General features: G+C 65.4%; 14 protein-coding genes. 9 read left to right on the top strand and 5 right to left on the bottom strand.

Annotation, left to right across the window (positions count from 1 at the left end; genetic code table 11):
* The first annotated feature begins 246 nt into the window (after positions 1 to 246).
* From FAZ97_RS33285 to FAZ97_RS33275, 3 genes are read left to right on the top strand one after another with little or no spacing between them, the layout of a single operon-like run.
* Positions 247 to 1,440 (top strand): thiolase family protein, encoded by a 1,194-nt coding sequence (locus FAZ97_RS33285; RefSeq protein WP_158763008.1) that lies wholly within the window; start codon positions 247 to 249, stop codon positions 1,438 to 1,440.
* A 34-nt stretch (positions 1,441 to 1,474) separates the two neighbouring features.
* Positions 1,475 to 2,254 carry an SDR family NAD(P)-dependent oxidoreductase gene (locus FAZ97_RS33280; RefSeq protein WP_158763007.1) on the top strand — a complete coding sequence of 260 codons (780 nt, stop codon included), beginning with the start codon at positions 1,475 to 1,477 and terminating at the stop codon, positions 2,252 to 2,254.
* Positions 2,255 to 2,266: 12 nt separating this feature from the next.
* Positions 2,267 to 3,031, top strand: a complete 765-nt coding sequence (locus FAZ97_RS33275; RefSeq protein ID WP_158763006.1) for a crotonase/enoyl-CoA hydratase family protein — start codon at positions 2,267 to 2,269, stop codon at positions 3,029 to 3,031.
* Between the two features lie 13 nt (positions 3,032 to 3,044).
* Here FAZ97_RS33275 and FAZ97_RS33270 read toward each other — a convergent pair whose 3' ends face one another.
* Both FAZ97_RS33270 and FAZ97_RS33265 read right to left on the bottom strand, forming a co-directional pair.
* Complete coding sequence (locus FAZ97_RS33270) at positions 3,045 to 3,806, bottom strand: aldolase (protein WP_158763005.1); 762 nt, start codon at positions 3,804 to 3,806, stop codon at positions 3,045 to 3,047.
* A gap of 53 nt (positions 3,807 to 3,859) precedes the next feature.
* The gene (locus tag FAZ97_RS33265) at positions 3,860 to 4,339 is read right to left on the bottom strand and encodes an Lrp/AsnC family transcriptional regulator (RefSeq protein ID WP_158763004.1); all 480 of its coding nucleotides are present in this window, start codon (positions 4,337 to 4,339) and stop codon (positions 3,860 to 3,862) included.
* Between the two features lie 114 nt (positions 4,340 to 4,453).
* Between FAZ97_RS33265 and FAZ97_RS33260 the strand changes: the two genes are divergently transcribed.
* The 3 genes from FAZ97_RS33260 to FAZ97_RS33250 are packed head-to-tail and all read left to right on the top strand — an operon-like array spanning position 4,454 to position 8,101.
* Entirely contained in the window at positions 4,454 to 5,668 is a 1,215-nt protein-coding gene (locus tag FAZ97_RS33260) for a diaminopropionate ammonia-lyase (RefSeq protein ID WP_158763003.1), read from the top strand.
* A gap of 19 nt (positions 5,669 to 5,687) precedes the next feature.
* A complete protein-coding gene (locus FAZ97_RS33255; RefSeq protein ID WP_158763002.1) occupies positions 5,688 to 6,863 on the top strand; it encodes a M20 aminoacylase family protein in 1,176 nt (391 codons plus the stop codon).
* Positions 6,860 to 8,101, top strand: coding sequence for a Zn-dependent hydrolase (locus tag FAZ97_RS33250; RefSeq protein WP_158763001.1), 1,242 nt, complete (start codon positions 6,860 to 6,862; stop codon positions 8,099 to 8,101). Before FAZ97_RS33255 ends, FAZ97_RS33250 begins: the two co-directional genes overlap by 4 nt.
* 19 nt (positions 8,102 to 8,120) lie before the next feature.
* Here FAZ97_RS33250 and FAZ97_RS33245 read toward each other — a convergent pair whose 3' ends face one another.
* The 3 genes from FAZ97_RS33245 to FAZ97_RS33235 are packed head-to-tail and all read right to left on the bottom strand — an operon-like array spanning position 8,121 to position 10,860.
* The gene (locus tag FAZ97_RS33245; RefSeq protein WP_158763000.1) at positions 8,121 to 9,134 is read right to left on the bottom strand and encodes an acyl-CoA dehydrogenase family protein; all 1,014 of its coding nucleotides are present in this window, start codon (positions 9,132 to 9,134) and stop codon (positions 8,121 to 8,123) included.
* A gap of 28 nt (positions 9,135 to 9,162) precedes the next feature.
* Positions 9,163 to 10,329 carry an acyl-CoA dehydrogenase family protein gene (locus FAZ97_RS33240; RefSeq protein WP_158762999.1) on the bottom strand — a complete coding sequence of 389 codons (1,167 nt, stop codon included), beginning with the start codon at positions 10,327 to 10,329 and terminating at the stop codon, positions 9,163 to 9,165.
* A 60-nt stretch (positions 10,330 to 10,389) separates the two neighbouring features.
* Positions 10,390 to 10,860, bottom strand: coding sequence for a MaoC family dehydratase (locus FAZ97_RS33235; protein WP_158762998.1), 471 nt, complete (start codon positions 10,858 to 10,860; stop codon positions 10,390 to 10,392).
* 310 nt (positions 10,861 to 11,170) lie between these two features.
* Here FAZ97_RS33235 and FAZ97_RS33230 point away from each other — a divergent pair, with 310 nt between their 5' ends.
* The 3 genes from FAZ97_RS33230 to FAZ97_RS33220 all read left to right on the top strand — a co-directional run bounded on the left by FAZ97_RS33230 (position 11,171) and on the right by FAZ97_RS33220 (position 14,803).
* On the top strand, positions 11,171 to 12,478 hold the full coding sequence (locus FAZ97_RS33230; RefSeq protein WP_158762997.1) for an MFS transporter: 1,308 nt from the start codon (positions 11,171 to 11,173) through the stop codon (positions 12,476 to 12,478).
* A 60-nt stretch (positions 12,479 to 12,538) separates the two neighbouring features.
* Complete coding sequence (locus tag FAZ97_RS33225; protein ID WP_158762996.1) at positions 12,539 to 13,870, top strand: CaiB/BaiF CoA transferase family protein; 1,332 nt, start codon at positions 12,539 to 12,541, stop codon at positions 13,868 to 13,870.
* 96 nt (positions 13,871 to 13,966) lie between these two features.
* Positions 13,967 to 14,803 carry an IclR family transcriptional regulator gene (locus tag FAZ97_RS33220; RefSeq protein WP_199272212.1) on the top strand — a complete coding sequence of 279 codons (837 nt, stop codon included), beginning with the start codon at positions 13,967 to 13,969 and terminating at the stop codon, positions 14,801 to 14,803.
* Positions 14,804 to 14,953: the final 150 nt, after the last annotated feature.

Here is a 14,953-nt window from a genome sequence, read left to right as displayed (position 1 = left end):
AAGACGCCTGGCTCATTTTTCTGCCTCCGCGATGCCGCGCCGCCCTCCGCCGCGCGCCGATGTCTCCTTTTTCGGTCTTCTGGTGTCAAGTCGTGCAAATAGTGTTGCGGATCGTGAACGAGAAATCAATAAAAATGATCCCTTTGATCCGAAATGTGTTTACCACTATTGAAATTCTGATTCGACAAGGTGTATTTTGAGTCGACCGATTCATTTTTCACGACACTTCCAACCGTTGAGAGAACCATGACCCATACCGCGGTAATCGTCGACGCAGTGCGCAGCCCGATGGGCCGGACCAAGGCAGGCGGCGCATTCGTCGACCTGCATCCTGTGGATCTGCTTTCGCAGGTCCTCAAGCGGCTAATCGAGCGCAACGACCTCGATCCCGGCAGCGTGGACGACGTGATGATCGGCTGCGTGAGTCAGGTGGGCGAGCAGGCCTCGACGCCTGGCCGCCTCGCGTGGCTCGCAGCGGGCTTTCCGCAGCACGTGCCTTCCACCACCATCGAGCGCAAGTGCGGCTCGAGCCAGCAGGCGATCCATTTCGCGGCGCAGGCGATCATGGCGGGCGTGAACGAAATCGTCGTGGCCGGCGGCGTGGAGTCGATGAGCCGCGTGCCGATGGGGTCGTCGCGCATCGGCCGCGATCCGTACGGCGCGCTGTACCACGCGCGTTATCCCGAGGGCATGGTCGGTCAGGGCGTGAGCGCCGACCTCGTGGCGCAGAAGTGGGCGCTCACGCGCGAGGCGCTCGACGCTTACTCGGCGCAATCGCACAGCCGCGCCGACGCCGCGCGCGCGGCGGGCCAGTTCGCGCGCGAGATCGTGCCCATCGAGGTTCCGGGACCCGAGGGCGTGCGCCGCGTGGACCTCGACGAAACCATCCGCGCGGGCACCACAGTCGAGCGGCTCGCGGGCCTCGCGCCGTCGTTCGAAAGCGCGGAACTGGAAGCGCGCTTTCCTGGCATCCGCTGGAACGTGACGGCGGGTAACGCCTCGCAAATCTCGGACGGCGCCTCGGCGCTGCTCATTATGAGCGAGCAGAAGGCGGCGCAGCTGGGGTTGAAGCCGCGCGCACGCATCGTGGCGTTCGACGTGTGCGGCGACGATCCGCTCATGATGCTGACCGCGCCGATTCCCGCCACGCAACGTCTGCTGAAGAAACGCGGCCTCACGATCGACGATATTTCGCACTTCGAAGTGAACGAAGCATTCGCCGCCGTGCCGCTCGCCTGGCAGAAGTCGCTGGGCGCGGACGCGGCGCGCCTGAACCCGGCGGGCGGCGCGATCGCGCTCGGGCATCCACTCGGCGCCTCGGGGGCGCGCCTCATGACGACGATGCTCAACGCGCTCGAACTGAGCGGCGGCCGCTATGGCTTGCAAACGATGTGCGAGGCGGGCGGGATGGCCAACGCCACGCTCATTGAACGCCTCTAAAAAGCAACCACGAACAACGAAGGAGAAACGACACATGGACGAGCAGAACAAATTCGCCGGCACGGTGGCGGTGGTGACGGGCGGTGCATCGGGGCTGGGTCTTGCGAGCGCGAAGCGCCTGCTGGCAAAGGGCGCGCAGGTCGTGATCGCCGACCTGGCCAGCTCGCGCGGCGCGGCGGTGGCCGACGAACTCGGCGCGAACGCGAGCTTCGTAGCCGCCGACGTGACGAGCGCCGACGACATGACCGCCGTGTTCGAAGCGGCGACGAAGCGCGGCACGCTGCGCTCGCTCGTGCATTGCGCGGGCCGCGGCGGCGCGGTGCGTCTGATCGAGAAGGACGGCTCGCCGGGCTCGCTCGAAGCCTATGAAAACGTGGTGCGCGTGAATCTGTTCGGCACCTTCAACGCACTGCGGCTCGCGGCGGCGGCCATGGCGCGCAACGAGCCCGATGCGGGCGGCGAGCGCGGCGCGTGCGTGCTCACCGCGTCGGTCGCGGCGTACGAAGGGCAGATCGGACAGGTGCCGTATGCGTCGTCGAAGGCGGGCGTGGTGGGGATGACGCTCGTGGCCGCGCGCGATCTGGCGAGCAAGGGCATACGCGTGTGCACGATCGCGCCGGGTCTCTTCGACACGCCGCTACTCGCGCGCCTGCCCGAGGAGATTCGCGTATCGCTTGGCCGCACGGTGCCGTTTCCGCCGCGTCTGGGCGAAGCCGACGAATTCGCCGCGCTCGCGCTGCATATCCTCGAGAATCCGATGCTCAATGGCGAGACCATTCGCCTTGACGGCGCGATCCGCATGCAGCCGCGCTGAGTGAGGCCGACCATGAGCGACGAATTGCTGATCGAGTATCGCGACGGTATCCAGATCCTCACGATCAACCGTCCCGAGGCGCGCAACGCGTGCACGAAGGCGGTGGCCGATGCGATAGCCGCCGCGCTGGACGAGTTGGAACGGCGCGATGACCTGCGGCTCGCCATCATCACGGGTGCGGGCGGCACGTTTTGCGCGGGCATGGACCTGAAGGGCTTTCTGAAGGGTGAAAGGCCGAGCCTGCCGGGCCGCGGCTTTGCGGGCCTCACGCAAGCGCCGCCGCGCAAGCCGCTGATTGCGGCGGTGGAAGGCTATGCGCTCGCTGGCGGATTCGAAGTCGTCCTCGCGAGCGATCTCGTCGTGGCGGCGACCAACGCGCAGTTCGGGCTTCCCGAAGTCAAGCGTGGGCTGTGCGCAGCGGCTGGCGGATTGTTGCGTCTGCAACAGCAGTTGCCGGAGCGTATCGCCATGGAGCTCGTGCTGACCGGCGACATGTTCGGCGCGCAACGGGCGTACGAGTTCGGCCTCGTCAATCGCCTCACCGCGCCGGGCGAAGCGCTGGCGGGCGCGATCGAACTCGCGCAGAAGATCGTGTCGAACGGACCGCTTGCGGTGGCTGCGAGCAAGCGCGTGATGCGCGAGTCGCGCGACTGGTCCAGCGCGGAGATGTTCGAGCGTCAGCGCGAAATTACCGACCCGGTGTTCGCTTCCGCCGACGCGCGTGAGGGCGCGGCGGCGTTTGCGCAAAAGCGCAAGGCGGTTTGGCAGGGGAAGTAGGACTGCCGCTTCGTCAAGCGTGTGTGAGCGTTCTTCGCAGCGCCGCGAAGAACAGTTCCGACTGCAATCGCTCGCCCTGGATCTGGTCCGCCACGCGCTGCGCGATATCGGCGGCTACGGGGCGCAACGCGCGTCCGGTCGATCCCGCGCGCACCTGCGCGGCGCATGCGCGCTCGAGGTAATAGAGATCGTCGAACGCATAGTCGATACGCTCGCCGCACACTACCACGCCGTGGTTGCCGAGAAAGCCGATATCCTTGCCGTCGAGCGCATGCGCAATGCGCTCGCCTTCTTCGGGACCGAGCGCGAGGCCGTTGTATTCGCGATCGAGCGCGACGCGGCCGTGGTAGCGCATGGCATTCTGCGACAAGGTCGTATCGAGCCCGCAGTCCTGCGTGAGGGTGAGGGCGGTGGCATACGGCATGTGGGTATGCAGCACACAGGTTTTCTTCGCGATGGCGTGGACGGCGGCGTGAATGAACATCGCCGTGGGTTCCACCTCATGGCGGCCGGCTATCACACGGCCCTGTGCGTCGACAATGACGATGTCGTCGGCCATCACCTCGCTCCACATCAGGCCGCGCGGGTTCAGCAAAAAGAGGCCGTCTTCGCCGGGCAGCGCGACGCTAAAGTGATTGCAGACGCCTTCACCGAGCCCGTAATGCGCGGCGGCACGCAGCGCGAGTGCAAGGTCCGCCCGCAGCGTCGCGACTTCCGGGTGGTGGAACAACTCGTCACCTTCAATGGCTCCAGCATGATGCACGGTGCTGCTCATGTGTCGTGGCTCCTGTTTTCGAAATGACCGCGTTGTGCCGAAATGCGCGCTCCTCATTCGCCGTCCAGCGTGAGCGGCACTTCGAGCCCCACCTTTACGCGGCTCATGCTCACCAGCGTCTTGAACCGCTTCACGTTGTTGTTCGAGAAGAATAGCTCGCGCGTGAGTTCCGTGTACTGGTCCATGTTGCGCACCGCAAAAATGAGCACGAAATCCCACTCGCCCGCGACGTAGTAGCACTGCTGAATCTGCGGGCATTGCGAAAACGTGCGCTTCATGGCGTCGAGCAGATCGATCTGTTCGCTTTCCACTTCCACGGTCGCGACGATCGTGATGGGATGATCGACCTTCTCGGGCGAAACGATCGCCGCGTAGTGGTCGATCACGCCGTCGTCCGCAAGGCGGCGCAAACGCCGGTTCACCGCCGCCGTGGAGAGGTTCACGCGCGCGCCGAGTTCGTTCTGAGGAGTCTGGGCGTCGCGCTGGACCTCCATCAGGAGCTTGCGGTCGAAGGAGTCGAGATGTGTCGCCATTTACGCTGAGGCCCAAAGTCGATATTTTTTTGCGTGATGCGACCGCATTATGAGACTTTTTTACGGGGGCTGCGCAATATCATTTCGACATTGCAAGTTCACCGGAGCCAACCCATGCTGATCGCCAACCCGCGCGCCACGCGCAACGCCTACCCGGAAACGCTCGGGAACATCCTGAACGTGAAATCGGGAGACGAGAGCCGGGCCTGGCTCGCCGGTTGGGAACTGATCAACCCGGAGCCTACGCCGCTTTGGGACCTGAGCGGCGCGGCGGCGCTGCTGGGCGTGGCCCGCATCGGCCTCAAGGACGAATCGTTTCGTTCTCCTCTTGGCAGCTTCAAGGCGCTGGGTGCACCCATTGCGCTGATGCGCCTCGTCATGCGCCTGTGGCCCATGCATGAAATCGATCCCCGCAAGCTGATCGAGGGCGGCTACCGCGAGATGGTCACGAACCTAACGGTCATCAGCGCGACCGATGGCAACCACGGCAAAGCGCTTGCCGCCGCCGCGCGCTCGATTGGCTGCAACTGCGTGATCGTCCTTCATGCGAACGTCAGCGCGGAGCGCGAAGCGGCGATTGCCGCGTATGGCGCGCGCATCGTTCGAATTGCGGGCAACTACGACGAATCTGTGGAGCACGCTGCGCAACTCGCGAACACAAACGGCTGGCACGTCGTTTCCGATACCTCTTACGAAGGATACGAGGCGATCCCGCGCGACGTCATGCAAGGCTACGGCACCATCGCGGCGGAAGTGATCGAGCAGTCTGGCGGTGCATGGACGCATGTATTTTTGCAGGGCGGCGTGGGCGGCCTGGCGGCTGGTGTGGCGAGCTATCTGTGGGAACACCATGGCGCTGCGCGTCCGCGCTTCATCGTGGTCGAACCGCGCCAGGCTGACTGCCTCTATCAAAGCGCCGTTGCGGGCGGCGCTGCGAAGGCCACCGGATCGGTCGATTCCGTGATGGCAGGTCTCGCGTGCGGGGAGACGTCGCCGCTCGCGTGGACGATACTCGAGCCGTGTGTCGACAACTTCATGTTGATCGACGACGCGGATGCCATAGAAGCCATGCGTAGCCTCGCCACCGGCGCGGCTGGCGACGTACCGATCGTATCGGGCGAATCGGGCGCGGCAGGTCTCGCGGGCCTTGCGATACTCATGCGCAATCCCGATCTCGCGCGCGCGGCAGGCCTCGACGCCAGTTCACGCGTGCTGCTGATCAGCACCGAAGGCGCCACGGCGCCAGGCGTCTACGCGGAACTTGTCGGCGCTTCAGCGCCAACCGTGGCGGCGCGTCGCGACGCCTGGCTAAGCCAGGTCACGCAATAACGGCAAAGAGGACATGCGGATGGAAAGCACACTGCAAGGCCAACTCAAAAGCTGGCGACAGTATTTGCACCAGCGTCCCGAAACCGGCTTCGAGGAGATCCATACCGCCGACTACGTGGCGAAGATCCTCGAGACGCTGGGCCTCGACGTGCATCGCGGCATTGGCGGCACGGGGCTCGTGGCGAACCTCACGGCGGGCGACGGCAAGCGCGCGATCGGCGTGCGCGCCGACATGGACGCGCTCAATATCGCGGAGCAGGCGCCGGGCCGCGCGCACGCCTCGTTGAACGCGGGGAAAATGCACGCATGTGGGCATGACGGCCATATGTCGATGGTTCTCGGCGCGGCGCGGCTGCTCGCCGAGCGGCGCGATTTCAACGGCACGGTGCGCTTCATCTTCCAGCCGGCCGAGGAGCATGGTCGCGGCGCCAAGGCGATGATGGCCGACGGGCTGTTCGAACGCTTTCCCGTCGATGCGATCTTCGGCGCGCACAACATGCCGGGCATGCCCGCTGGCACGTTCGCCACGCGCGCGGTCGGCATCATGGCGAGCGAGGATAACTTCGTTATCCATATCAAGGGGCGTGGTACGCACGCGGCGCGCCCGCATATGGGCGCGGACCCGATCGTCATTGCTTCGCAAATCGTCCTCGCGCTGCAAACGATCGTGTCGCGCAATCTAGACCCGAGCCTGCAAGCGGTGATCTCCTGCACGGAGTTCATCACCGACGGCATTCGCAATGTGATTCCTTCGAACGTGATCATCAAGGGCGATACGCGCAGCTATTCGGAGGCTGTGCAAGCGCTGCTCGAAACGCGCATGCGTGAGATCAGCGTCGGCATCTGCCGGACGTACGGCGCCGAGTGCAGCTTCGAGTACACGCACGAGTTTGCGCCAACGGTCAATTCGGAGCAGTTCGTCGACCTGGCGGTAAACGCTGCGCGCAACGTGGCGGGCGACGCCGCCGTGGACCCGAACGTGCAGCCGATGATGATTTCCGAGGATTTCGGCGCGTTCCTGCAAGCCGTGCCGGGCAATTTCATCTTCATCGGCAACGGCGACGTGCCGGAGCGCGGCGGTATCCCGCTGCATAACGCCAGCTACGATTTCAACGACGATATCCTGATGACGGGTGCACGCTATTTCGCGGAAGTCGCGCGCCTGGCCTTGCAGGTTGGGATCAACAAATCATGAATACGCTGAAACTGAACGGCGAAGTGCTGCTTCGGCAACTGCGTGAACTGGGTGAGATTGGCGCAGACGCACAAGCCGGCGGGCGCACGCGCATCGCGCTCACCGACGACGAGAAGGCCGGACGCGACCGTGTGGTGGCGTGGATGCGCGAACTCGATCTCGAGGTACGCATCGACCGGATCGGCAATGTGTTCGGGACATTGCGATCGGGCGCTGACGACGAAGCACAACGTCCGCTGATGATGGGTTCCCACATCGACACCGTGCGCAATGCGGGTGCGCTCGACGGATGCTACGGCGTGCTTGCCGGGCTGGCGGTAGTGCGGGCGTTTCGCGAAGCGGGCGTGAAGCCGGGTAGGTCCATCGCCGTGGGTGCGTTTACGAACGAAGAGGGCGTGCGCTACCAGCCGGATATGATGGGCTCGCTCGTGTACGCCGGCGGCCTTGGCGTGGAAGCGGCGCTTGACGCGCGCGGCATCGACGGAACCCGTCTTGGCGACGAACTGGTTCGTATCGGCTACGCAGGCGAGATGGAACCCGGTGCGATTGTGCCGCACGAATATTTCGAACTGCATATCGAGCAGGGACCGATTCTCGAAGCGGAAAACGTGCGCATTGGCGTGGTCGAAAATCTGCAGGGCATTTCGTGGCAGCGCGTGACGGTGCAGGGTAACGCGAATCACGCGGGAACGACGCCTACGCATCTGCGCCACGACGCGGGCTGGGTGGCTGCGGCGGTTTCGACGTTTTTGCGCGCGCTCGCGGTGGAGAGCGGCACGACGCTCGCCACCATCGGCATGTTGAGCATCGAGCCGAATGTCATCAATGTCATCCCTCGCAAAGCCGTTTTCACGGTGGATCTGCGTGACCCTGACGAGCAGCGTTTGCGGGACGCCGAGCGCCGCCTCGCGCAATTTATGGGCGAGGTGGCGCGCAAGGAAGGCGTGAAAATCGAAACGGAGCGGCTCGTGCGTTTCGAGCCGGTGGTATTCGACGCGGCGCTCGCGCAGGCCATCGAAGCCGCCGCCGAACGCCGGGGCTTCTCGAACCGGCGCATGACGTCGGGCGCGGGCCATGACGCACAGATGATTGCGCGTATCGCGCCCGCCGCGATGATCTTCGTGCCGAGCCGCGGCGGCATTAGCCACAACCCGCGTGAGCATACGGACGACGATCAGCTCATCGACGGAGCGAACGTGCTACTCGATGTCGTAGTCGAGCGCGTCGGCGTGGCGTGATGTTCACGGTCGCGCGCGCTTACGTCCCCTGCGCGGCCGCTTCGTCGAGCGCATCGTAAATGCCGATGACACCCGCGGCCACGTTGCTCCAATGATCGATAGCGTGCGTGCCGACCACATCGTCCCAGAACGACTCCGATCCATATTGAAGACGTTGCGCGTGCAACCGCCGCGTATAGAGCTGCAGGTCGTACTCGGCGGTGATCCCCATCGCGCCCACCAGCGCGTGCGCACCGTTCGCCACCAGCGGCGCGGCACGGCTTGCGCGCGCTTTCGCAATGGCCGCCGCGATGCGCTGCTCCGAAGTGTGGTGGCCCGCGCAGCCCAGCTGGGCCGCGACGCGCGTGGCGGCCACGTGCTCGGCCATGACGCTCAGCTGCTGCTGCACGGCCTGGAACTTGCCGAGCGAGCGGCCGAACTGCTGGCGCTCGTTCACATAGCCGAGCGTCATGTCGAATACACGCTGCATGCCGCCTGCCATCGTTGCCGCTGTGGCGAGCGCGCCCAGTTCGCCCACGCCACGCACGGTTGCGGGCAGCGCGCACGCCGCTTGCGCGGGGTAGGTCACGGTGGCGTCGAGGCTGTCGCCGTGCGCGCGCAATTCGGCGCTGGCGAGCGGGACGAGACTCGCGCCATCGGCGGTTTCGACGATGAGCGTGTCGGCCACGAGACCGTAGGGCACGAACGCCGTGCCCTGCCGCAAGGCATTGCCAAGCGCAATCGCGATGGGACCTCGCGGCGCTTCGACGCCCGCGCGTGCAAGCAGGTCGCGCGCGATCATGGTGTGCGCGGCGGGTAGCGGCAGCGCATGCGCGCCGAATTCGAACAGCGCGCCCGCCGCCGCGGCGAGGCGCATACCCGAACCGCCTTTCTCCTCGGGCACGAGTGCGTCGAGGAAGCCGAGCGCATCGAGCTGGTCCCACAGGGCGCGCCCTGCGTTGCGCTCGCGCGCCGCCTCCACGGTGCGCACGAATTGCGGCGTGCAGTGACGCTCGAGCACGTGATGCGCCGATTCGGTCAGCATGTCATCCATGGTGTTCTTCTCCCTGTTCGTCGTTCGTTTAGCGCAGCCCGAGGCCGCGCGCGATCATGCCGCGCAGAATCTCGCGCGTGCCGCCGCGCAGCGAGTACGACGGCGCGATCTTCGTCACGTAGTCGAGCGTATCGGCAAGCTCGCGGGTCACGGCCCGCTGCGGATGCGCGCCGAGCGCATCGCCGATCAGCGTGGGCACGCTCTGCTCGAAGCTGGTGCCGAGATCTTTCACGAGAGCAGCCTGCGTGGCGGGGCTCGCACCGTCGGCAAGCGCACCGGTGACGGCCACGGACATCGCGCGCAACGTGGCCAGCTCGGTCACGAATGCGCCGAGCGTGCGGCGCTCGCTCTCGCCAACCGGCGTGTGTGTTGCGCGAGCGTCTTCGCGCAATGCGTGCGCCCATTCTTCCAGCAGCACGATGCTCGAATAAATGCGCTCCGGGCCGCTGCGCTCGAACGCCAGTTCGGCGGTGACCTGTTCCCAGCCCGCGCCTTCGGTGCCGATCAGCGCGCTCTCGGGCAATTCGACATCGTCGAAGGTGACTTCGGAGAAGTGCGCGTCGCCGGCGAGGTCGCGGATCGGCGCGACATGCACGCCCGGCAGCGACAAATCGACGATCAGTTGCGAAAGCCCGCGATGACGGTCCTCGGGCGCGCCCGAAGTGCGCACGAGCGCAATCATGAAGTGCGAGTGCGGCGCGTTGGTCGTCCAGACCTTGCGGCCCGACAGGCGCCAGCCGGTGGCCGTGCGCTCGGCGCGCGTGCGTACGCTCGCGAGGTCGGAGCCCGCATTCGGTTCGCTCATGCCGATGCAGAAAAACGCCTCGGCCTTGCAGATGCGCGGCAAATAGAACGCTTTCTGCTCCTCGGTGCCGTAGCGGGCGATCAGCGGGCCGCTCTGGCGGTCGGCGATCCAGTGCGCCGAAACCGGCGCGCCGGCCGCGAGCAGTTCTTCGACGAGCACGAAGCGCGCGAACGGACTGCGGCCGCCGCCGCCATATTCGTGCGGCAGCGTGAGCCCCAGCCAGCCCTGCGCTGCGAGCTGGCGGCTGAAGTTGGCGTCGAAACCGAGCCACGATCGCGCGCGCACGGCGGGCGGGATACCTTTGAGCGCTTGCTCGAGAAATGCGCGCACCGGTGCGCGCAAGGCTTCGTCTTCGGGGGGAATCGTTCGGAGTGCGAAAGGGTCGTTCATAACGTGCTGCGCTTTACAGCGCAGTTCCTGGCAGTGCGAAGTCAGCGGGCGCTTGCGCGCTCATTCGGGGCGGCCGGCGAGCATGCGCTTGACCGTGTACGAGAGCACGAGTTCGTCGCGCTGATTGCGCACGTCCACGCGGCTCGTGACCACGGCGCGATTGTGTTTCGAAGTGGGTTTCACTTCCTCGACTTCGACCACGCCGTAAATCGTGTCGTTGACGAGGACCGGCGCGTGCGCCTTCATCGAGAACTCGAGCATGGCGAGCCCGGTGCCTTGCACCATGGTCTGGAACAGCAAGCCTTCGATCAGGCCGCTCGTGAGCGCGCCCGGCACGGGTCGGCCGCTCATGGCGCCGTGCTCGAAATGCGCATCGATGAAGATCGCCTCCAGCATGCCAGTAGCCGAGATGAAATTGACCAGATCGGTTTCCGTGACCGTGCGCCGGAACGTGCGGAAGCGCTGACCCGCTTGCAGCTCCTGCCAGTAGAAACCGCGTCCGAGCAGTTGGGCGTCCTCGTGTGTCGTCATGCCTGTCTTCCTCCAGTGTGGGATGGCGCGTTGCGCCGGTATCGTGTTCCGATTCTAGAATCGTGTTTCGATATCGGCAACAGCGTTCGAATATCGGAACAGGATCGAGCCGCTGCGGCGAAGTGATAAGCAATTGTTTATAAAGAGAAATAGGCTAAAAATTCAGTGTTTCGAGGGTATACGCCGAGCATCGATGTCGTTCGGTATTCGGAATCCGATGCTACATTCGGAACCCGAGACCGGTTTCGCCGGCCCGGCAGCCAGAACGATTCGAATAAACCTGAAAACAGGAATCAAGGAGACAAGCTGGATGAACGCCAACCCCGAAATTGCGCAGGCAGGCGCGGCCGCCGAAGCGGCGCCGCGACGCACGGCCAGCGTCATATTTGCCGGCAGCGTCGGCAACGTGGTGGAGTGGTTCGACTGGTCGGTGTACACGACCTTCGCGATCTACTTCAGCAAGCAGTTCTTCCCCGCCGAGAACGACACCGCCTCGCTGCTCGCGACCTTCGCCGTGTTCGCCGTCGGCTTCTTCATGCGGCCGCTGGGCGGCTGGGTGATCGGCGGCTTTTCGGACCGGTTTGGGCGGCGCGCTGCGCTCACGCTCACGATCATGATGATGGCGGGCTCTTCGCTGCTGATCTCCGTGTTGCCCACCTACGCGACGATCGGCGTGCTCGCGCCGGTGCTCATGACGGTGCTGCGCATGGTGCAGGGCCTCTCGGTCGGCGGCGAGTACGGCGCGGCCACCACGTTCCTCGCGGAATCCGCGCCCGCGAAACACCGCGGGTTGTATGGCAGCTTCCTGTTCTTCAGCATCGCGGCGGGGCTGCTGCTCGCATCCGGGCTTGCCAGCGTCATGACGAACGTGATGCCGAAGGAAGCGCTCGTGGCGTGGGGCTGGCGCATTCCGTTCTTCATTGGCGGCTGCGGCTCGCTCGCGGGCTTCTGGATGCGCCGCAACGTGGGCGAAACGCATGCGTTCGAACAATTGCGCCGTTCGGGCCGCATCGAGCGCCGCTCGCTGTGGTGGACATGGACGCAGCATCGCACCGCCGTCCTGCGCCTCGTGGGCATTAGCGTGCTGGGTGCGTTCAGCTTCTACCTCTTTATCAGCTTCATGCCGATTTACGCGATCCGTCACGCGGGCGCGACGCCGGCCGACGCGTTTCTCGCGAGCACGCTGAGCATTGCCATCTTCATGCTCGCGCAGCCGTTTTTCGGCGCGTTGTCGGATCGTTTCGGGCGGCGCCCGCAATTGATGGTGTTCGCGGCGGCCTATCTCGTGTTCCTGTATCCGGTGGTGCGCTCGATCGGGCCGAGCATCACGTCGATGCTGCTCGTCGAATGCTTCGGCTTGCTGACTTATGGCCTCTATTCGGCCATTGCGCCCGCGATCATGGCCGAGCTGTTCTCGACCGCCGTGCGCGGCATCGGCATTGGCGCTGCGTACAACCTCGTGGTGGCCTTGCTCGGCGGCACCACGCCGTATCTCATGACCTGGCTGCAATCGCAGCAGCGCGAAGGCTGGTTTCTCGCCTATGTGTGCGCAGGTGCGGCCGTGAGTCTCTTCGCTTACTGGCGCATGCCCGAAACGGCGGGCAAGCCGCTCGACTGACATTGCGCCCGCGCCGCGCATGAACGTGTAGTTTCGCAATCCAGGCAGAGGTCATTTCACATGCAGCAGACGAAAGCAGCATCGCCATCGCAGTCAACGAAAACGCAAGCGCAGCCACAGCGCGCCCGCCCTCTGGAAGGCATACGGGTGCTCGATCTTTCCCGTGTGCTGGCAGGGCCGTGGTGCACGCAGAATCTCGCCGATCTCGGCGCGCAGGTGATCAAGATCGAACGGCCCGGTCCGGGCGACGAAACGCGCGCGTGGGGGCCGCCCTATCTGCGTGACGAAGCGGGCCGCGACACGGTGGAGAGCGCGTACTACCAGTGCGCGAACCGCGGCAAGCTTTCGATGGCGGTGGACATCGCCGCGCCCGAAGGCGCCGCGCTGATCCGCGAACTTGCGCGCCAGTGCGATGTACTGGTGGAGAACTTCAAGGTGGGCGGCCTGAAGAAGTACGGGCTCGACTATGAAAGTCTCGCGGCGCTCAATCCCGCGCTCATCTACTGCTCGGTCACGGGGTTCGGTCAGAGCGGGCCGCTCGCGCACCGCGCCGGATACGACTTCCTCATTCAGGGCATGGGCGGGCTCATGAGCGTGACGGGCGAGCCTGACGAGACCCCTGGGGGCGGTCCGCAAAAAGTCGGCGTGGCGGTCACGGATCTCATGGCCGGCATGTACGCGACAACGGGCGTGCTTGCCGCCGTGATCGAGCGGCAGCGCAGCGGCCTCGGCCAGCATATCGACATTGCATTGCTCGACTGCCAGCTGGCGATGCTCGCGAACCAGTCGATGAACTACCTCTGCTCGGGCGAGGTGCCGCGGCGCCTTGGCAATGCGCATCCCAACGTCGTGCCGTACCAGACCTTCGCGGCGAGCGACGGTCATCTGATTCTCGCGTGCGGCAACGACAGCCAGTTCCGCTCGCTGTGCGGCGCGATGGATCTGAACGAACTTGCGGCAGACCCGCGCTTCGCCACCAACAGCGCGCGCAGCGTGAATCGCGTGTTGCTGCTGCCGGTGCTCGAACAGGCGTTCCGCACGCGCACGCGCGACGCGTGGACCGGCGCGCTCGAAGCATGCGGCGTGCCGTGCGGGCCGATCAACGACGTGGCGCAGGCGTTCGGCTCCGAGCATGCACGCGCGCGTGAGTCCGTGCGCCGCATTGCGCATCCGCTGGCGGGCACGTCGCCGAGCGTGGCGAGCCCGCTGCGCTTGTCGGCCACGCCCGTGCAATACGAGGTGCCGCCGCCGTTGCTCGGCGAACACACGCACGCGCTGCTCGGCGATCTGCTCGGGCTCGACGCCGCGCGCATCGACACGTTGTGCGCGAGCGGCGCGATCGGCACAGGCGCGCGAGTGCCTACGCGCGGCGAGCATGAGGAAGCCGTTTGAGCAGGCACCGGCCATACCGATGCGGCCGGTTCGCATCGCTTTTGGGGGCAGGGCGGCATGTATAATTTTTCGCACCGTTCAACCGTCAATCGATCCATGGCGCACCACCCCGAAGACCGTGAACCGGGCACCGAATCGACCGCGTCGCCCGGGCCGCGGGCCACTACGCGCATCGTGCAGGTGCTGCGCATTCTCGCCGATCATCCGCAGGGCGCCACGCTCACCGAACTCGCGGACCTGAGCGCCACGCCGAAGACAAGCCTGCTCGCGCTGCTGCGCGCGCTCACGCATGCGCACTATTTGACGCATAACGGCGGCAAATACGCGCTCGGCGTGGAAGCCTTCAAGCTCGGTGCGGCCATCGTCGCGCAGCGGCGCTTTCCCGAAATCGCACGCCCTGTGATGGAGCGCCTCGCGCTCGAGGCGGGCGAAACGATCCTGATCGGCCAGCTCGCGAGCGACCGGCCTTCCATGGTCTATGTGATGTCGGCGGAGAGCCGCAATGCGATCCGCTTCATCGCGGGCATGGGCGAGCGGCGCGAGCTGTTTTCCTCCTCCGGGGGGCGTGTATTGCTGGCCGCGATGAGCGAGGCGCAGCAGACCGAGTATTTCCGCACTGCCGAGTTGCGTGCCCACACGCCTGCCACGCGCACGCAAAAGCGCGAGCTGAAGGCGCTGCTCAAGGAGGTGGCCGAGACCGGCGTGGCTGTCACCGTCGAGCAAAGCTCCGCCGATGTGGTGGGCTTCGCCGCGCCGATACGCGACGAGTCGGGCGCGGTGATCGCGGCGCTCGTAATGGGCACGCCGGTGAGCCGCGGCGTGCCGGGCATGGAGCGTTTCAAGGCGCTGATCGCGCGCGGTGCGGTGGAGGTGTCGGCGCTGCTGGGGTATGCGGGGCCCAGCACGTTGGCATTTTCAAAGCCGGCGGCATAGCCCGGATCGCTTAACCACACGATGGCTGCCCAATGAGCGGGCAGCCATTTGTCTAATCGAATCATTAATTCGGATGACGAAATAATGCCCGCCTTTTTCCTCGCGATCTGTCACTTACAATCGTTGACGTTTCTTTCCACGGCGTAAGTG

This window comes from Paraburkholderia acidiphila, assembly GCF_009789655.1.
GTDB classification, from domain to species: domain Bacteria; phylum Pseudomonadota; class Gammaproteobacteria; order Burkholderiales; family Burkholderiaceae; genus Paraburkholderia; species Paraburkholderia acidiphila.
Note: the sequence above shows the minus strand (reverse complement) of the source record. Positions and strands in the feature narration are given on the sequence as shown.